The organism is Pseudomonas libanensis, from assembly GCF_001439685.1.
GTDB classification, from domain to species: domain Bacteria; phylum Pseudomonadota; class Gammaproteobacteria; order Pseudomonadales; family Pseudomonadaceae; genus Aquipseudomonas; species Aquipseudomonas libanensis.
On record NZ_JYLH01000009.1, the window covers coordinates 212,106 to 231,013 of the forward strand.

General features: G+C 61.1%; 18 protein-coding genes. 10 read left to right on the forward strand and 8 right to left on the reverse strand.

What is annotated here, in order from left to right:
* Nucleotides 1-200: 200 nt before the first annotated feature.
* From TU73_RS16090 to TU73_RS16100, 3 genes are all read right to left on the reverse strand, one after another.
* On the reverse strand, nt 201-575 hold the full coding sequence (locus TU73_RS16090) for a hypothetical protein (RefSeq protein ID WP_057013045.1): 375 nt from the start codon (nt 573-575) through the stop codon (nt 201-203).
* Between the two features lie 7 nt (nt 576-582).
* On the reverse strand, nt 583-1,011 hold the full coding sequence (locus TU73_RS16095) for a DNA polymerase III subunit chi (RefSeq protein ID WP_057013046.1): 429 nt from the start codon (nt 1,009-1,011) through the stop codon (nt 583-585).
* Nucleotides 1,012-1,079: 68 nt separating this feature from the next.
* Entirely contained in the window at nt 1,080-2,570 is a 1,491-nt protein-coding gene (locus TU73_RS16100; protein ID WP_057013047.1) for a leucyl aminopeptidase, read from the reverse strand.
* 282 nt (nt 2,571-2,852) lie between these two features.
* Between TU73_RS16100 and lptF the strand changes: the two genes are divergently transcribed.
* The 10 genes from lptF to tadA all read left to right on the forward strand — a co-directional run bounded on the left by lptF (nt 2,853) and on the right by tadA (nt 13,346).
* The gene (lptF, locus tag TU73_RS16105; protein WP_057013048.1) at nt 2,853-3,971 is read left to right on the forward strand and encodes an LPS export ABC transporter permease LptF; all 1,119 of its coding nucleotides are present in this window, start codon (nt 2,853-2,855) and stop codon (nt 3,969-3,971) included.
* Nucleotides 3,964-5,043: an LPS export ABC transporter permease LptG gene (gene lptG / locus TU73_RS16110; RefSeq protein WP_057013049.1), complete on the forward strand. Its 1,080-nt coding sequence runs from the start codon at nt 3,964-3,966 to the stop codon at nt 5,041-5,043. Before lptF ends, lptG begins: the two co-directional genes overlap by 8 nt.
* Before the next feature lie 151 nt (nt 5,044-5,194).
* Nucleotides 5,195-6,994, forward strand: coding sequence for a translation elongation factor 4 (gene lepA, locus TU73_RS16115; protein ID WP_003210439.1), 1,800 nt, complete (start codon nt 5,195-5,197; stop codon nt 6,992-6,994).
* A gap of 5 nt (nt 6,995-6,999) precedes the next feature.
* Entirely contained in the window at nt 7,000-7,854 is an 855-nt protein-coding gene (lepB, locus tag TU73_RS16120; RefSeq protein ID WP_057013050.1) for a signal peptidase I, read from the forward strand.
* Nucleotides 7,855-8,006: 152 nt separating this feature from the next.
* Nucleotides 8,007-8,696: a ribonuclease III gene (gene rnc, locus TU73_RS16125; protein ID WP_003188856.1), complete on the forward strand. Its 690-nt coding sequence runs from the start codon at nt 8,007-8,009 to the stop codon at nt 8,694-8,696.
* A complete protein-coding gene (era, locus tag TU73_RS16130) occupies nt 8,689-9,591 on the forward strand; it encodes a GTPase Era (RefSeq protein WP_029297473.1) in 903 nt (300 codons plus the stop codon). Before rnc ends, era begins: the two co-directional genes overlap by 8 nt.
* Nucleotides 9,592-9,746: 155 nt before the next feature.
* The gene (gene recO, locus TU73_RS16135) at nt 9,747-10,436 is read left to right on the forward strand and encodes a DNA repair protein RecO (RefSeq protein ID WP_057013051.1); all 690 of its coding nucleotides are present in this window, start codon (nt 9,747-9,749) and stop codon (nt 10,434-10,436) included.
* Nucleotides 10,437-10,487: 51 nt separating this feature from the next.
* Nucleotides 10,488-11,231: a pyridoxine 5'-phosphate synthase gene (gene pdxJ / locus TU73_RS16140; RefSeq protein WP_057013052.1), complete on the forward strand. Its 744-nt coding sequence runs from the start codon at nt 10,488-10,490 to the stop codon at nt 11,229-11,231.
* 232 nt (nt 11,232-11,463) lie between these two features.
* Nucleotides 11,464-12,846: a multicopper oxidase family protein gene (locus tag TU73_RS16145; protein ID WP_057013083.1), complete on the forward strand. Its 1,383-nt coding sequence runs from the start codon at nt 11,464-11,466 to the stop codon at nt 12,844-12,846.
* A complete protein-coding gene (gene tadA / locus TU73_RS16150; RefSeq protein WP_057013053.1) occupies nt 12,846-13,346 on the forward strand; it encodes a tRNA adenosine(34) deaminase TadA in 501 nt (166 codons plus the stop codon). Before TU73_RS16145 ends, tadA begins: the two co-directional genes overlap by 1 nt.
* Nucleotides 13,347-13,482: 136 nt before the next feature.
* On the opposite strand, the gene cmoB is transcribed toward tadA, so the two are convergent.
* From cmoB to lon, 5 genes are all read right to left on the reverse strand, one after another.
* The gene (gene cmoB / locus TU73_RS16155; protein ID WP_057013054.1) at nt 13,483-14,439 is read right to left on the reverse strand and encodes a tRNA 5-methoxyuridine(34)/uridine 5-oxyacetic acid(34) synthase CmoB; all 957 of its coding nucleotides are present in this window, start codon (nt 14,437-14,439) and stop codon (nt 13,483-13,485) included.
* Nucleotides 14,436-15,179, reverse strand: coding sequence for a carboxy-S-adenosyl-L-methionine synthase CmoA (gene cmoA / locus TU73_RS16160; protein WP_057013055.1), 744 nt, complete (start codon nt 15,177-15,179; stop codon nt 14,436-14,438). Before cmoA ends, cmoB begins: the two co-directional genes overlap by 4 nt.
* A gap of 36 nt (nt 15,180-15,215) precedes the next feature.
* On the reverse strand, nt 15,216-15,872 hold the full coding sequence (locus tag TU73_RS16165) for a lysoplasmalogenase (RefSeq protein ID WP_057013056.1): 657 nt from the start codon (nt 15,870-15,872) through the stop codon (nt 15,216-15,218).
* Nucleotide 15,873: 1 nt separating this feature from the next.
* Entirely contained in the window at nt 15,874-16,263 is a 390-nt protein-coding gene (locus TU73_RS16170) for a protease inhibitor I42 family protein (protein WP_057013057.1), read from the reverse strand.
* A 185-nt stretch (nt 16,264-16,448) separates the two neighbouring features.
* On the reverse strand, nt 16,449-18,869 hold the full coding sequence (gene lon / locus TU73_RS16175) for an endopeptidase La (RefSeq protein ID WP_057013058.1): 2,421 nt from the start codon (nt 18,867-18,869) through the stop codon (nt 16,449-16,451).
* Nucleotides 18,870-18,908 lie beyond the last annotated feature (39 nt).

Sequence of the window (18,908 nt, forward strand, 5' to 3'; positions counted from 1 at the left end):
CCTAGTTGGCATTTATTCAGGAAAGCCGGCAAGTATAACGGGGGATAGGGGCGAGGGCGAGGTGAAGACGGTTTAAGGCCGATGCAGAATTAATGTGGGAGCTGGCTTGCCTGCGATGGCGGTGTTTCAGTCAGCATCTTCGGCGACTGATGCGCCGCCATCGCAGGCAAGCCAGCTCCCACAGAAATGAAGGGCCACGTTCAGTTTTGGTATTGGCTGAGCAACCGCTCCATCCGCGCATCCATCCGACGCTTGATCTCGGCTTCAATGTGCGGCGCAAAGTCGTCAATCACATCCTGCATGATCAATTGCGCGGCAGCGCGCAGTTCGTTGTCCAGGTGCAGCAGCAGGGCGTCGGGGGCTTTTTCTGCGGCGGGAGCGGGTTCTGCAGTCACAGGTTCCGGCGCGGCAGGCTTGCCACTGACCATATCGAACAGCAGCGGAATCTGTACCTCGCCATCGACCGTGTCGGTCAGCAGCGGCGGCTGCAGGTTGTCATCGCCCAGCAACTGGCGGATCGACTCGAGATCGTCCAGCAGGTGGTCGTCTTTTTTCAGCGGGTTGGGAGTGTCCATCGTGTGCTCAAAGTCGTTGTAGCCGGTGATCCTGCAAAGAATAGCCCTGTTCGCGATAGAAACGGAAACTCTCCCGCGCGGCCTGACGAATAGCCGGGTCTTCCACCACCACTTCCGCCACGCGGGCAAACGCCTTGGCAAAGGCAGGTACTTTCAGGTCGAGGTTGACCAGCAGGTCCTGGTGATTGCCGCAACTGTCGCCCAAACCCAGGACAACCAGGCTCTCGGGTTCGGTTTCGGCGGGGCCGTGGGGAACGAAGCTTTCGCCCTTGAAGCGCCACAGGCGCGCATCCAGCTCCTCACGCTGGGCGGCATCGCTGCAATGCAAGTAGATGCGGTGGCCCATGCGCCAGGCTTTTTCGGTGAGTTTGCAGGCAAAGTCCAGGCGAGCGAGGGGATCCGCGCTGGGCAATATATAGAAGTCGACTTGGGTCATTGCAGTTCCTGATGCTGGCCCTTCTGTAGGAGCAAGCAAGCTCGCTCCTACAGAAGGGCCGGGGGCGCTTAGGCTTTGGCGCGATCCAGCAGGTACTGGGTCAGCAGCGGTACTGGACGACCAGTGGCGCCCTTGTCCTTGCCGCCGCTGGTCCAGGCCGTGCCGGCAATGTCCAGGTGCGCCCAGTTGAAGTTCTTGGCAAAGCGCGACAGGAAGCAGGCCGCCGTGATGGTGCCGGCTTTCGGGCCACCAATGTTGGCGATGTCGGCGAACGGGCTGTCCAGCTGTTCCTGGTACTCATCGAACAGCGGCAGTTGCCAGGCACGGTCATCGGCGGCCTTGCCGGCGCTGAGCAGTTGCTCGATCAGCTCGTCATTGTTGCCCAGCAGGCCCGAGGTGTGGGAGCCCAGGGCAACGATGCAGGCACCGGTCAGGGTAGCGATGTCGATCACGGCTTGTGGCTTGAAGCGTTCGGCATAGGTCAGGGCATCGCACAGCACCAGGCGGCCTTCAGCGTCGGTGTTGAGGATTTCCACGGTCTGGCCGCTCATGGTCGTGACGATATCGCCTGGGCGGGCTGCGCCGCCGCTCGGCATGTTCTCGGCGCACGCCAGGATGCACACCAGGTTGACCGGCAGCTTGAGTTCCAGCACGGCACGCAGGGTGCCGAACACGCTGGCGGCGCCGCCCATGTCGTACTTCATCTCGTCCATGCCGGCACCCGGCTTGAGGCTGATGCCGCCGGTGTCGAAAGTAATGCCTTTACCCACCAGCGCATAGGGCTTCTCGGACTTCTTGGCGCCGTTATATTGCATCACGATCAGGCGTGGCGGCTGATCGCTGCCCTGGCCCACGGCATAGAACGAGCCCATGCCCAGTTCCTTGATCTTCTTCTCGTCGAGCACTTCGACTTTCAGGCCCTTGAACTCCTTGCCCAGCGCCTTGGCCTGTTCGCCGAGGAACGTCGGGTGGCAAATGTTCGGCGGCAGGTTGCCCAGGTCGCGGGTGAACGACATGCCCTTGGCAATCGCCTGGGCGTGGGTCACGGCGCGCTCGACTTCAGCCTGGGCGGCCTTGATGGTCAGCAGGGTGATCTTCTTCAGCGCACGGGGTTCGGCCTTCTGGCTCTTGAACTGGTCGAAGGTATAGCCGCCGTCCACCAGGCTTTCGGCCAGCAGGCGGGTCTTGCCGTAGCTGTCACGGCCCTTGACGATGATTTCATCGAGTGCCAGTACCGCATCGGTGCCGCCCAGGCCCTTGAGGGTGCTGAGGATGCCGCTGACGATCTTGCGGAAGGGACGGTCGCCCAATTCGGCATCCTTGCCCACGCCCACCAGCAAAACGCGATCAGCCTTGAGGTTCGGCAGACTCTGCAACAGCAGGCTCTGGCCGACCTTGCCGGCCAGGTCGCCGCGCTTGAGCACCGCGCTGATCGCGCCGCCGCTCAGTTCGTCCAGTTGCTTGGCGGCGACGCCAAGTTTGCGGCCTTCGCCGACAGCGACCACGAGGGTGGCGGTTTTCAACGTTTCGGGGCTAACGCTTTTTACAACCAATTCCATTTTCGGGTCCCTTATAAGGTCGGTGAGCCTGGCGTTTGTACCCAGGCTTTAAAGCTTGGCGGCGTTGTAAGCCGCCCGCGACAAAGGCCGCAGTTTGAACCTCGCCGGCGGAGCCTGACAACCCTTGGCGCACGCTTTGTGCGTGCGCGTGAGTAAGCTCAGTGACAGGCGCGAACAATCACAGGATAATGCCCCATCTTTTTAGCCGGCCCGCGCAAACGGGCTGACTCGGTATGCTTGCTTGTTTGGCCGCCTTAGCCTGACAACCCTGGAGTGTCTGGTTTGATCGTCTTCCGTTATCTGTCCCGCGAAGTCCTGTTGACCCTGAGTGCCGTGAGTGCGGTGTTGCTGGTCATCATCATGAGTGGTCGTTTCGTCAAGTTCCTGGCCCAGGCCGCCGCTGGCGCCCTCGATCCAGGTTCACTGTTCCTGATCATGGGCTACCGGATGCCCGGCATGCTGCAGCTGATCCTGCCGCTCGGGCTGTTTCTCGGCATACTGCTGGCCTACGGCCGGCTGTACCTCGAGAGTGAAATGACCGTGCTGTCGGCCACCGGCATGAGCCAGCAGCGCCTGCTGGCCATGACCATGGTGCCGGCCGCCGGCGTTGCCCTGGTGGTGGCCTGGTTGAGCATGAGCCTGGCGCCCCAGGGCGCCATGCAGTTCCAGCTGCTGCTGAACAAACAGGATGCGATGACCGAGTTCGACACCCTCGAGCCCGGCCGCTTCCAGGCGCTCAACGACGGCACGCGGGTGACCTATACCGAAACCATGACCGATGACCGTTCCAACCTCGGCGGCGTGTTCATCTCCCAGAAAAACCTCGGCCAGAATCAGAAGGACCGTGGCATTTCGATCCTGGTGGCCGACAGCGGGCGCCAGGAAGTGCGCCCCGACGGCAACCGCTACCTGATCCTGGAAAATGGCTATCGCTACGACGGCAGCCCCGGCCTGGCGGACTATCGGGCGATCAAGTACGACACCTACGGCGTCATGCTGCCCAAGCCCGAGATCAGCGACGAGGTCACCGACCGCGACGCGCTGCCGACCTCATCGCTGATCGGCAGCCAGGAGCTGCGCTCCATCGCCGAGCTGCAATGGCGCATCTCCCTGCCGCTGCTGGTGTTTATCGTGACCTTAATGGCCGTGCCGCTGTCGCGCGTCAACCCGCGCCAGGGGCGTTTCCTCAAGCTGCTGCCGGCGATCCTGCTGTACATGGCCTATCTGACTATCCTGATTTCCGCTCGTGGTTCCCTGGAAAAAGGCAAGGTGCCGCCGGTGCTGGGCCTGTGGTGGGTGCATGGGGTTTTCCTGGTGATCGGCCTGGGGCTGCTCTACTGGGAACCTATCCGTTTGAAAATGAAGAGCCGTCGTGGCCTGAAGGAGTTGGCTCGTGGCTAAGCTTGATCGCTACATTGGCAGCAGCGTACTGATCGCCATCCTGGCGGTATTGGGCATCATCCTCGGCCTGGCCTTGTTGTTCGCCTTCATTGATGAAGTGGGCAACGTCACCGACACCTACACGGTCACAGATGTACTGAGCTACGTTGCACTGACTGCGCCGCGTCGTCTCTACGACATGATGCCGATGGCCGCGCTGATCGGTTGCCTGATCGGCCTGGGCACCCTGGCCAGCAACAGCGAACTGACCATTATGCGCGCCGCCGGCGTCTCCATTGGTCGTATCGTCTGGGCGGTGATGAAGCCGATGCTGCTGCTGATGGCGTGCAGCGTGCTGATCGGCGAATACGTTGCGCCTCCGGCGGAAGCCACCGCCCAGGCCAATCGTGCCCTGGCCCAAGGGTCGGGCGATGCACAAAGCGCCAAGCATGGCCTGTGGCACCGCCAGGGTGATGAGTTCATCCATATCAACGCCGTGCAGCCGGGCGGCCTGCTGATCGGGGTGACCCGCTACACGTTCGATAAAGAGCGGCACATGCTGTCCTCCAGCTTTGCCAAGCGCGCGCAGTACAGTGCCGAGCAATGGCAATTGAGCGATGTCACCACCACCTACTTCCGTAATGTGGGCCAGGGCACCAAGTCCAGCACCGAAGTGATCAACGTGCCGACCGAGCAATGGGATATCGCCCTTAAGCCCGAATTGCTCAACACGGTGGTCATGGTCCCGGAAGCCCTGCCGATCTCCGGTTTGTGGAGCTATATCCATTACCTCAAGGACCAGGGCCTGAACAATGGCCGCTACTGGCTGGCGTTCTGGGTCAAGGTGCTGCAGCCGGTGGTTACCGCCGCGCTGGTGTTGATGGCGATCTCCTTTATCTTCGGACCGTTGCGCTCCGTGACCCTGGGCCAGCGCGTATTCACCGGCGTGCTGGTGGGCTTTACCTTCCGCATCGCCCAGGATTTGCTCGGCCCCTCGAGCCTGGTGTTCGGTTTCTCGCCGCTGTTTGCGGTGCTGGTGCCGACGGCCATCTGTACCGTGGCCGGGTTCTGGCTGCTGCGCCGGGCCGGTTGACGTCGCGCTTATGCACAAAAAATGCCCCGCTCCCATGAGTGGGGCATTTTTGTTCTGGTCACCAAAGATGACGCCTGGCCTGAGCATCAGGTACAATTCCCGGCTATTTTTCAGCGGGCAATCTGCCTGCAGCCTTTTTGAGTGTTGATCCGTGAGTGATTTGAGTCATATCCGCAATTTCTCCATCATCGCCCACATTGACCATGGCAAGTCGACGCTGGCCGATCGGTTTATCCAGATGTGCGGCGGCCTTGCCGAGCGTGAAATGGAAGCCCAGGTCCTGGACTCCATGGATCTTGAGCGCGAGCGCGGGATCACCATCAAGGCCCACAGCGTGACGCTGTACTACACCGCCAAAGACGGTATCAAGTACCAGCTGAATTTCATTGACACCCCAGGCCACGTCGACTTCACCTATGAAGTCAGCCGCTCCCTGGCAGCCTGCGAAGGCGCATTACTGGTAGTGGACGCGGGGCAGGGCGTTGAAGCCCAGTCCGTGGCCAACTGCTACACCGCCATCGAGCAGGGCCTGGAGGTCATGCCGGTGCTGAACAAAATCGACCTGCCCCAGGCCGATCCGGACCGCGTCAAGGAAGAAATCGAGAAAATCATCGGCATTGACGCCACCGACGCCGTCGAGTGCAGCGCCAAGACCGGCCTGGGCGTCGACGAAGTGCTCGAGCGCCTGGTCAAGACCATTCCCGCGCCAACCGGCAACTACGAAGATCCGCTGCAAGCGTTGATCATCGACTCATGGTTCGACAACTACCTGGGGGTTGTCTCCCTGGTCCGCGTGCGCCATGGCCGTGTAAAGAAGGGCGACAAGATCCTGGTCAAGTCCACCGGCAAGATCCACCTGGTGGACAGTGTCGGTGTGTTCAACCCCAAGCACACCGCCACTACTGATCTGAAAGCCGGTGAAGTAGGCTTCATCATCGCCGGTATCAAGGACATCCACGGTGCGCCGGTGGGTGACACCCTGACCCTCAGCTCCACCCCGGACGTCGACGTACTGCCGGGCTTCAAGCGCATCCAGCCGCAAGTCTATGCCGGCCTGTTCCCGGTCAGCTCGGATGACTTCGAAGACTTCCGCGAAGCCTTGCAGAAGCTGACCCTCAACGATTCGTCGCTGCAGTACACCCCGGAAAGCTCCGATGCCCTGGGCTTCGGCTTCCGCTGCGGCTTCCTCGGCATGCTGCACATGGAAATCATCCAGGAGCGCCTCGAGCGCGAATACGACCTGGATCTGATCACCACGGCACCGACCGTTATTTTTGAGCTGGCGCTGAAAACCGGTGAAACGATTTACGTCGACAACCCGTCCAAGCTTCCAGACCTGTCTTCCATCGAAGACATGCGCGAACCGATTGTGCGCGCCAATATCCTTGTGCCACAGGAACACCTGGGCAACGTGATTACCTTGTGTATCGAAAAGCGTGGCGTACAGCACGACATGCTGTTCCTCGGTACCCAGGTGCAAGTGACCTACGACTTGCCGATGAACGAAGTGGTCCTGGACTTCTTCGACCGTCTCAAATCCACCAGCCGCGGCTATGCTTCGCTGGATTACCATTTCGACCGTTATCAATCGGCTAATCTGGTGAAACTGGATGTGTTGATCAACGGCGACAAGGTCGATGCCCTGGCACTGATCGTGCACAAGGACAACGCGCACTACAAAGGTCGCCAGTTGACCGAGAAGATGAAAGAACTGATTCCGCGCCAGATGTTCGACGTCGCGATCCAGGCCGCCATTGGCGGGCAGATCATTGCGCGGACCTCCGTCAAGGCTCTCAGAAAGAACGTACTGGCCAAATGCTACGGCGGTGACGTAAGCCGTAAGCGCAAGCTGCTTGAGAAGCAAAAGGCCGGTAAAAAACGCATGAAGCAAGTGGGCAACGTGGAAATTCCACAAGAAGCCTTCCTTGCGGTGCTCAGGTTGGATAGTTAGGTCCTATGTCACTAAATTTCCCGCTGTTGCTGGTCATCGCCGTTGCCGTCTGTGGTTTCCTGGCGTTGCTCGATCTGGTGTTCTTCGCCCCGCGTCGGCGGGCAGCCATCGCTTCCTATCAGGGCAGCGTCAGCCAGCCCGATGCGGTGGTGGTCGAGAAGCTCAACAAAGAGCCCTTGCTGGTTGAATACGGCAAGTCGTTCTTCCCGGTGTTGTTCATCGTGCTGGTGCTGCGCTCGTTTCTTGTAGAGCCGTTCCAGATCCCTTCGGGGTCGATGAAACCGACCCTGGACGTGGGCGACTTCATCTTGGTGAACAAGTTTTCCTACGGAATTCGCCTGCCGGTGATCGACAAGAAAGTCATCCCGGTCGGTGACCCGCAGCGCGGCGATGTGATGGTGTTCCGCTACCCAAGCGACCCGAACGTCAACTACATCAAGCGTGTCGTCGGCCTGCCGGGCGACGTGGTGCGCTACACCAGCGACAAGCGCCTGTTGATCAACGGTGAATCAGTGGCCGAGAAGCTGCTGGGCGCCGAGCCGAATACCCTGGGAAGCGCCGAGCTGTACCAGGAAAAACTCGGTACGGTAGAGCACCAAATTCGCAAGGAAATGAGCCGCTACCGCGCGATGCCTGATGGCGAGTGGAAAGTGCCTGCCGGGCACTACTTCATGATGGGCGACAACCGCGACAACTCCAACGATAGCCGTTACTGGGACGATCCCAATATTCCCAAGGACCTGCTGGGCATGGTGCCCGACGAGAATATCGTCGGCAAAGCCTTCGCGGTCTGGATGAGTTGGCCGGAACCCAAGCTCAGCCACCTGCCGAACTTCTCGCGGGTCGGGCTGATCAAGTAATACAGGCGGCGCTGTGAACACAGCGCCGAATGCTTTTCTGGGGCTTGGACAATTAACCGTCCGGCCTCATGCAGCACCAATCAGGATGTGAATTTGAACATTGCGTCAATCGTCGATGGCCGCCGGTGCCACCAACTAGATATGGATAAACCGTGACTGTTTCTCTAAGCCGTCTCGAGCGCCAGCTCGGCTATACCTTCAAGGACCAGGAATTGATGGTCCTTGCCCTCACACACCGCAGCTTTGCAGGGCGCAATAACGAGCGCCTGGAATTTCTCGGTGACGCTATCCTCAATTTCGCCGCCGGCGAGGCGCTGTTCGAGCGCTTCCCCCAAGCGCGAGAAGGCCAGCTTTCGCGCCTGCGCGCACGCCTTGTGAAAGGCGAGACCCTGGCCGTGCTGGCCCGAGGCTTTGGCCTGGGCGAGTACCTGCGGCTGGGTTCCGGTGAGTTGAAAAGCGGCGGTTTCCGTCGCGAGTCAATCCTGGCTGATGCCCTCGAAGCCTTGATCGGCGCGATCTACCTCGATGCCGGGATGGAGACTGCCAAGGAGCGCGTGGTTGCCTGGCTGGCTTCGGAAATCGAAAGCCTGACACTGGTCGACACCAACAAAGATCCCAAGACCCGCTTGCAGGAATACCTGCAGTCCCGCGGTTGCGAACTGCCACGCTACGAAGTGGTGGATATCCAGGGTGAGCCTCATTGCCGCGTGTTCTTCGTGGAATGTGAAATCACCTTATTGAACGAAAAAAGCCGAGGTCAGGGTGTGAGCCGTCGTATTGCCGAACAGGTAGCGGCCGCTGCAGCACTGATTGCCCTGGGCGTGGAGAATGGCCATGACTGATTCAACCGCAACACGCTGTGGCTATGTTGCCATCGTCGGCCGCCCGAACGTGGGCAAGTCCACGCTGCTCAACCACATCCTCGGCCAGAAGCTCGCGATCACCTCGCGAAAGCCCCAGACCACCCGCCACAACATGCTGGGTATCAAGACCGAAGGCAACGTGCAGGCTGTCTACGTCGATACCCCGGGCATGCACAAAGGCGGCGAGAAAGCCCTGAACCGCTACATGAACAAGACCGCTTCGGCGGCGTTGAAAGACGTCGACGTGGTGATCTTTGTGGTCGACCGCACCAAGTGGACCGACGAAGACCAGATGGTCCTCGAGCGCGTGCAGTACGTCACCGGCCCGTTGATCGTGGCGTTGAACAAGACCGATCGCATCGAAGACAAAGCCGAACTGATGCCGCACCTGAGCTGGCTGCAGGAACAACTGCCGAACGCCCAGATCATGCCGATCTCGGCCCAGCATGGCCACAACCTCGAAGCCTTGGAGCGCGTGATCGCCGGATACCTGCCGGAGAACGAACACTTCTTCCCGGAAGACCAGATCACCGACCGCAGCAGCCGCTTCCTGGCCGCCGAACTGGTGCGCGAGAAAATCATGCGCCAGATGGGCGCCGAGCTGCCGTACCAGATCACCGTGGAAATCGAAGAGTTCAAGCAGCAGGGCAAGACCCTGCATATCCATGCGCTGATCCTCGTCGAACGTGACGGCCAGAAGAAAATCATCATTGGCGACAAGGGCGAGCGCATCAAGCGCATCGGCACCGAGGCGCGCAAGGATATGGAATTGCTGTTTGACTCCAAGATCATGCTTAACCTGTGGGTGAAGGTGAAGGGCGGCTGGTCCGATGACGAGCGTGCACTGCGCTCCCTGGGCTATGGCGACCTCTAAGGACACCGTGGGGTAAAAAATGTGGGAGGGGGCTTGCTCCTGATAGCGGTGGGTCAGTTAACCATTAAGTGACTGACACACTGCAATCGGGGGCAAGCCCCCTCCCACATTGGGTTTGTGTCGTTTTCAAAAATGCATTCCAACAGTGAGCATCCATGTCCCAATCCCCGCCTCCCAGCCAACTCGCCTACGTGCTGCACAGCCGCGCCTATCGTGAGACCAGCGCGCTGGTGGACTTCCTCACGCCCCAAGGCCGCCTGCGTGCAGTGTTGCGCAGTGCGCGGGGCAAAACGGGGACGTTGGCGCGGCCGTTCGTGGCCCTGGACGTGGAGTTTCGCGGCAAAGGCGAGCTGAAGAACGTCGGCCGCCTGGAAAGCGTCGGCACCTCTGCCTGGCTCAACGGCGATGCGTTATTCAGCGGGCTCTACCTCAATGAACTGCTGATCCGCCTGTTGCCCGCCGAAGACCCGCACCCGGCGGTCTTCGATCACTACGCCGCCACGTTGCTGGCCCTGGCCGAAGGCCGGCCCCTGGAGCCGTTGCTGCGCGCCTTCGAATGGCGCCTGCTCGACGACCTTGGCTACGGCTTCGAACTGAGTAACGACCTGCACGGTGAGCCCATCGCCGCCGATGGCATGTACCGCCTGCAAGTGGACGCTGGCCTGGAGCGTGTGTTCCTGCTGCAACCGGGCCTGTTCCAGGGCTCCGAGCTGCTGGCCATGAGCGACGCGGATTGGACCGCACCGGGCGCCTTGTCCGCCGCCAAGCGGTTGATGCGCCAGGCCCTGGCCGTGCATCTGGGCGGGCGGCCGCTGGTCAGTCGCGAGTTGTTTCGAAAGCCCTGACATCCCCGTGTATGCTGTGCACCGATTCTTTCCCTTTTCAGGAGTGCTTCCGTGACCATCAGCAATCGCATTCTTCTTGGCGTCAACATCGACCACGTCGCCACCCTGCGCCAGGCCCGGGGCACCCGTTACCCTGACCCGGTCAAGGCCGCGCTGGACGCCGAAGAAGCGGGCGCCGACGGGATTACCGTGCACTTGCGCGAAGATCGCCGCCACATCCAGGAGCGCGATGTGCTGCTGCTCAAGGACGTGCTGCAAACGCGCATGAACTTCGAAATGGGCGTCACCGAAGAAATGATGGCGTTTGCCGAACGCATCCGCCCGGCGCATATCTGTCTGGTACCGGAAACCCGCCAGGAACTGACCACCGAGGGCGGTCTCGATGTCGCTGGCCAGGAAGCGCGGATCAAGGCCGCGGTGGAGCGCCTGTCGCGGATCGGCAGCGAAGTCTCGCTGTTTATCGACGCCGACGAACGCCAGATCGAAGCCTCCCGCCGTGTCGGCGCCCCGGCCATCGAACTGCACACGGGCCGTTATGCCGATGCCACCACGCCGACCGAAGTGGCCGACGAACTGCAGCGCATCATTGACGGCGTGAATTGCGGGCTCAACGAAGGCTTGATCGTCAATGCCGGCCATGGCCTGCACTATCACAACGTCGAAGCGGTGGCGGCGATCAAGGGCATCAACGAGCTGAACATCGGCCATGCGCTGGTGGCCCACGCGCTGTTCGTCGGTTTCAAAGGCGCAGTGGCCGAGATGAAAGCGTTGATCCTGGCCGCTGCCAAACCCTGACAAACACCGCCGATCCCTGTGGGAGCTGGCTTGCCTGCGATAGCTAGCGGTCAGGCAACCAATCAGCGACTGATACACCGCTATCGCAGGCAAGCCAGCTCCCACATTTGATCTTCATCGAACATTACAATTGAGCCATGCGGCAATGCGAAGCCTTACTGTTTAGCCGACGCAGGTGTATCGTATCAGCCCTTTGCGGGCCCTTGGCCTGCGGCAGATACGCGAGGTTGTTGTGTCCCGATCCTTTTCCCGTCGACAAATCCTGGGTGGCCTCGCTGGCTTGGCCGTAGTAGGCGTCGGTGCCGGCGGTGGCTACCGCTACTGGCTGGGGAAAGTCGCTGAGTCCGAGGCGGGGCATGATTATGAGTTGATCGCTGCGCCCCTGGACGTGGAACTGGTGCCGGGGCACAAGACTCAAGCCTGGGCATTCGGCCCTTCGGCGCCTGGTACCGAGCTGCGCGTGCGCCAGGGCGAATGGCTGCGGGTGCGCTTTATCAACCATTTGCCAGTCGCCACCACCATCCACTGGCATGGCATTCGCCTGCCGTTGGAAATGGACGGTGTGCCCTACGTCTCGCAATTGCCCGTGCTGCCTGGCGAATACTTCGACTATAAATTCCGCGTCCCCGATGCGGGCAGTTACTGGTACCACCCCCATGTCAGTAGCAGCGAAGAACTCGGCCGTGGCCTGGTCGGCCCGTTGATCGTGGAAGAGCGCGAACCCACTGGTTTCAAGTACGAACGCACCTTGAGCCTGAAGAACTGGCACATCGACGAACAGGGCGAGTTCGTCGAGTTCAGCATCCCCCGTGAAGCGGCGCGTGGCGGCACTGCCGGGCGCCTCTCGACTATCAACGGCGTGCCTCAGGCGGTCATCGACCTGCCGGCCGGGCAAATCACCCGCGTGCGCCTGCTCAACCTGGATAACACGCTGACCTATCGCCTCAATATCCCCGGCGTCGAAGCGCAGATCTACGCCCTGGACGGCAACCCCATCGAGCCGCGCCCGTTGGGCAAGGAGTATTGGCTGGGCCCGGGCATGCGCATTTGCCTGGCGATCAAGGCGCCACCCGCGGGCGAAGAACTGTCGCTGCGCAACGGCCCGGTGCGCCTTGGTACCTTCCGCTCAGTGGCCAATACCGACGCGCCTACCACATGGCCGCCGGCAATGCCGGCCAACCCGGTCGCCGAGCCAGACCTGGCCAATGCCGAGAAACTCAACTTCAATTTCGAGTGGGTCGGTTCGGTGTCGGTCAACGTCGACAACGGCAAACCGCCAAGCCTGTGGCAGATCAACGGCCAGGCCTGGGATATCACCGACAAGACCTGCGCCGACCGCCCGATTGCCAAGCTGGAGAAGGGCAAGAGCTATATTTTCGAACTGAAGAACATGACCCAGTACCAGCACCCGATCCACCTGCACGGCATGAGCTTCAAGGTGCTCGCGTCCAACCGCCACAAGGTGATCCCGTATTTCACCGACACCTACCTGCTGGGCAAGAACGAACGCGCCCGCGTGGCCTTGGTGGCGGATAACCCAGGGGTGTGGATGTTCCATTGTCATGTGATCGACCATATGGAAACCGGCCTGATGGCCGCCATCGAGGTGGTGTGATGCGCCAGATTCGCCCCGCGGCGATTATCGACCGTAGCCGCGACCAGGATTTCATGCGCGAAGCCTTGGCCCTCGCTGCTCAAGGCGCGGCGTTGGGCGAAGTGCCGGTAGGTGCGGTGCTGGTGCAGGGCGGTGAAATCATCGGGCGCGGCTTCAACTGCCCGATCAGTGGCAACGACCCCAGTGCCCATGCCGAAATGGTCGCGGTCCGCGCTGCCGCCCAGGCGATCAATAACTATCGCCTGGTGGGCAGCACGCTGTATGTGACCCTGGAACCGTGCAGTATGTGCGCGGGTTTGATCGTGCATTCGCGGGTTGCGCGGGTGGTGTATGGCGCGTTGGAGCCGAAGGCGGGCATCGTGCAAAGCCAGGGGCAGTTTTTTACCCAGGGTTTTCTTAACCATCGGGTGTTGTTTGAAGGTGGAGTGTTGGCAGAGGAGTGTGGGGCTGTCCTGAGCGAGTTCTTCAAAGCCCGACGAGCCAAGCCACCTTCTAACTGACACTGAGAAACCACTGTGGGAGCTGGCTTGCCTGCGATCGCGGTGTATCAGCCACTGAGCAGTTGGCTGACAGATAGCTATCGCAGGCAAGCCAGCTCCCACCTTTGATCTCCATTTTTTCAGGACGAGAGTGGTGTCATTTGCGAGCGATGATCACCGCCCGCATCGGCGCCGGCAGCCCTTCAATGGTCTTGCTGTGATCTTCCGGGTCCAGGAAATCGCTGAGGGACTGGAACTTCATCCACTGCGTCCCACGCTGTTCCTCAACCGTGGTCACACTCACATCCACGCACCTCACCTCACTGAATCCGGCACGGCGCAGCCACAGCATCAAGGCCGGCACCGAGGGCAGGAACCACACGTTACGCATCTGCGCGTAGCGATCTTCCGGCACCAGCACCTGCTGCTGATCGCCTTCCACCACCAGGGTTTCCAGGACCAGTTCGCCGCCTTTGACCAGGGTGTCTTTCAGCGCCAGCAAGTGCTCGATCGGCGAGCGGCGGTGGTAGAACACGCCCATGGAAAACACGGTATCAAAGCCTTCCAGGTTCGCCGGCAAGTCTTCGAAGGGGAACGGCAGGTGCCAGGCCTTGGGCTCGGACAGATAACGCTGCACCGCCTGGAACTGGCAGAAGAACAACCAGTTGGGGTCCACGCCAATCACGCTGTCGGCCCCAGCGCCGAGCATGCGCCACATGTAATAGCCGTTACCGCAGCCCACATCGAGGATGCGCTTGCCTTTGAGGTCCAGGTGCGGCGCGACCCGCGACCACTTCCAGTCCGAACGCCACTCGGTGTCCACATGCACGCCGAACAGATGGAAGGGGCCTTTGCGCCAGGGGCTCAGGCCCATCAGCGCCGTGTGCATCTGTGCGCGGGTTTCGTCGTCGCAATCAGTATCCAGCACCAGGCCGTTCAACAGGTCGGCTTCGCTGGGCTGGATCTTCGGTAAAGCATCCAAAGCGCTCTGCCAGCGTTCCAGGTCGCCGTGGCCCTTTTCCATCTTGCTATCGAGCTGTGCTTGCAGGCCCTGGGCCCACACGGCCAAGGGAGTGCCAACCAGGTGGCGGGCGAGGGGGGACAAATCAATCATGGCAAGGCAATCAACGAGGCAAAGTTAAGACACTGGAACCACGGCACGACTTTCGAGAACCCGGCCGCCAGCAGGCGTTCGCGGTGTTCCTCGAGGCTGTCGGGCTTCATGACGTTTTCGATGGCGCTGCGCTTCTGGGCGATTTCCAGTTCGCTGTAGCCGTTGGCGCGCTTGAAGGCGATATGCAGGTCGGTGAGCAGCGCGTGTTCTTCAACATCGTTGAAGCGCAGCTTTTCCGAAAGGATCAACGCCCCGCCTGGCAGCAGCGCCTGGCGGATACGCCCGAGCAACGCCAGGCGTTCGTCAGGGGCGATAAATTGCAGGGTGAAGTTCAGCGCCACCACCGAGGCGGGCAGGAACTGCAGGGCGAGAATATCGCCCTCGATCACCTCGACCGGCAGCAGCTCCTGGAACATCGAGTCCTGGCCGTTGAGGTATTCCCGGCAACGTTCGACCATCGCCGCCGAGTTATCCACAGCGATCACCCGGCACCCATCGGTGCGTACATGACGACGCAGGGCCTGAGTGACAGCACCCAGGGAGGAACCCAGGTCATACAACACGCTGTTGGGTTGGGCAAATTGCGCGGCCAGCACGCCGAGGTTCTCGACGATGGTCGGGTAACCCGGCACCGAGCGCTTGATCATGTCCGGGAACACCCGCACCACATCCTCGTTAAAGGCGAAGTCCGGCACCTGGGGCAGGGGCTGGGCGAATAGGCGATCGGGTTCTTTGCTCACGGCTGTTCCGGCGACGATGGGGGGAAGGCCGGCATTTTAGCCAAGTTGGTCTTCGGATGCGCGGGTTGTCTGATGGAAAGCAGAGGCGGTGATGCCCCATTGCCCGAGCCAATAGGTGGTGATCAACAAATAGGGGGCTGCTTCGAATGTCACTACAAAGCGGTTGATGCCGATCAACGTATCGGAAAACACAAACGACACTGCACCCGCCGCCGTCAGCAGTGCCGAGCGTTTCGGTACAGCGCTGCCCAAGCGCGCCAATGCACGCCAGAGCATGGCGCTGATCACCAGCGCGTAAACCACCACCGGTATCAGCAACTCTCCCAAGCCGTGGGATATCAGGATGCTCAGCAGGATCGCCCCGACGCCGAGGGCCAGTACCAGCGGCAGCAGTGCCAGGCGTCGGCAATCGCTGAGATAGGCTTTGAGATAGGCCAGGTGCGCGCACAGGAATGCGCCCAGGCCGAAGATAAACAGGTCCCCCGGCCAGGCGAGCAAGACGTCGCCCACCAGGGAAAAAATCAGCCCCAGGCTGATCCAGCGCCGATAGTCAGTGGGCGGTGCGTCATGCAGCCAACCCAGCAGCGCCAGCACCGGCAGCGGCTTGACCAGCAGGCACAGCAGCGTCGCATGGGTCGCCAGGCCGTAGATGAAGGTGCCGGCGCCCATCAAGGCGAGGATCAGCCAGGGCATATCAGTTCACCGTAATGGCGCAGTCAAAGGTCTCGGCAGGTTCGGCCTCCGGCTCCCAAGGTTGCTGGGAAGTCAGGCGCAGACGGCCCTGGCCGGCGGCGAACGCGTGGAAGCGCCAGGTGGACTGGCCGCCACCACCGATCACGCCGGATTCGCTGCTGCTGTACACCTCAGGGCTCAGCGCGCGCAACACGCCGCCGGCGGAATCCTGGATGGCCCAGCGATAGCCGGTGGTGGGGTTGCTTGGCAGGGTGAGGATCAGGTTTTGCCCGTTTTTAAGCTGGAGCGGGCAGGCACTCTGGTTGTCCACGCTGACGTTTTGCTTAGGGGCACTGGCGCATCCGGCCAGCAGGGCAAGGCTCAAGGGGAGAAACAGGCGGGCAGCGGTCATGAAGGCTCCGTTAATACACGACGAAGGGGGAGCATAACCGAAGATGAGACAAGGTGTGACAAGGTGGGGTTTTGCGTTGATTTGGCTGGCCTCTTCGCGGGCAAGCCCGCTCCCACATTTGGAATGCGATCAAATGTGGGAGCGGGCTTGCCCGCGATAGGGCCAGTCCAGGCGCTAGAGATCTATCAGAAGAGCACCTTCGCCACATCCGCAAACCGCTTGGCAAAGTGCACGGTCATGCCTTCCTTCAGGTAGTCCGGCAACTCTTCAAAACTGCCACGGTTGGGCTCCGGCAAAATCAACTCATGGATTTTCTGGCGCCGCGCCGCGATCACCTTCTCGCGCACCCCGCCAATCGGCAGTACATGCCCGGTCAAGGTCAGTTCACCGGTCATCGCCACGCCTTTCTTCGGCGGCTGGTTGCGTGCCAGCGACAGCAGCGCACTGGCCATGGTCACCCCTGCACTCGGGCCGTCTTTCGGCGTGGCGCCTTCCGGTACGTGCAAGTGCACGAAGGCTTCGTCGAAGAACTTCGGATCACCACCAAATGACTTCAGGTTCGAGCTGATGTAGCTGTAGGCGATTTCGGCGGACTCCTTCATCACTTCACCCAACTGCCCGGTCAGCTTGAAGCCGCGATTGAGCGTGTGGATACGCGTCGCCTCGATCGGCAACGTAGCGCCGCCCATGCTGGTCCACGCCAGGCCGGTGATCACACCGGTGCCGGACAAGACTTGCTCGTTACGGAACACCGGCATGCCCAGGGAGCTTTCCAGGTCCTTGTTGCCGATCTTGATCACGCTGTTGGGCTCATCCAGCAGCTTGACCACCGCTTTGCGCACCAGTTTGCCCAGTTGTTTTTCCAACTGGCGCACACCGGCTTCCCGTGCATAACCGTCGATCAACGCACGCAGGGCGCCGTCGCTGATGCTCAGGTTGTTTTTCGCCACGCCGGCTTTTTCCAACTGTTTGGGCCATAGGTGGCGCTTGGCGATGGCGACTTTTTCTTCGGTGATATAGCCCGACAGGCGAATCACTTCCATACGGTCGAGCAACGGGCCTGGGATCGAATCGAGGGTGTTGGCGGTACACACGAACAGCACTTTGGACAGGTCCAGGCGCAGGTCCAGGTAATGGTCGAGGAATTCGACGTTCTGCTCAGGGTCCAGGGTTTCCAGCAGCGCCGACGCCGGGTCGCCCTGGAAGCTTTGGCCCATCTTGTCGATCTCGTCGAGCATGATCACCGGGTTCATGACTTCCACGTCTTTCAATGCCTGCACCAGCTTGCCGGGCAGGGCACCGATGTAGGTGCGGCGGTGGCCCTTGATCTCGGCCTCGTCGCGCATGCCGCCGACGCTGAAACGGTAGAACGGTCGGCCCAGGGACTCGGCGATGGATTTACCCACACTGGTCTTGCCCACGCCCGGCGGGCCCACCAGCAGCACAATGGAGCCGGCGACTTCGCCTTTATAGGCGCCGACGGCGAGGAATTCGAGGATACGGCTCTTGATGTCGTCCAGGCCTGCGTGGTGCTTGTCCAGCACCTTGCGTGCATGCTTGAGGTCGAGCTTGTCTGCGCCGTACACGCCCCACGGCACCGAGGTGGCCCAGTCCAGGTAGTTGCGCGTCACTGCGTATTCCGGCGAACCGGTCTCGAGAATCGACAGCTTGTTCAGTTCTTCATCGATGCGCTTTTTCGCCTGGGCCGGCAGCACCTTGCCTTCCAGGCGCTGCTCGAACTGCTCGACATCGGCGCTGCGGTCGTCCTTGGTCAGGCCCAGCTCCTGCTGGATGACCTTGAGCTGTTCCTTGAGGAAGAACTCGCGCTGGTGCTCGCCGATCTTGCGGTTCACTTCGGCGGACAGCTCTTTTTGCAGGCGCGCGACTTCGACTTCCTTGCGCAGCATCGGCAAGACTTTTTCCATGCGCTTGAGCATGGGCACGCAGTCCAGCACTTCCTGCAACTCGTTACCGGTCGCCGAGGTCAGCGCGGCCGCAAAATCGGTGAGCGGCGACGGATCGTTGGGACTGAAGCGGTTGAGGTAGTTCTTCAACTCTTCGCTGTACAGCGGGTTGAGGGGCAGCAGTTCCTTGATCGCGTTGATCAGCGCCATGCCGTAGGCCTTGACCTCGTCGGTGGGCTCGCTGGGCTGGTGCGGGTATTCGACTTCCACCAGGTAGGGTGGGCGGTGGTGCTTGAGCCAGGTCTTGATGCGCACACGGGTCAGGCCCTGGGCCACGAATTGCAGCTTGCCGTTCTCGCGGCTGGCGTGGTGCACCTTGACCAGGGTGCCGTACAGCGGCAGGGCCGAGGTGTCGAAATGCCGTGGGTCTTCGGGCGGCGTGTCCATGAAAAACAGGGCAAGGGAGTGGTGGTCGGATTTGCTCACCAGCTCCAGGGTCTCGGCCCAGGGCTCTTCATTGACGATCACCGGCAATACTTGCGCCGGGAAAAACGGCCGGTTGTGGATCGGGATGATATAGACCTTGTCCGGCAGGTTTTGCCCGGGCAGGGCCAGGCCAGTGTTGGACGAGGTGGTGTCAGCGTTTTCGGGGTCGGCGTAGTCGTTCAGGTCGTAATCAGGGACGTCTTGCTGGTCGCTCATGGGGCACCTGCATAAGGAAGTATGGAGGTTAGATGGGGC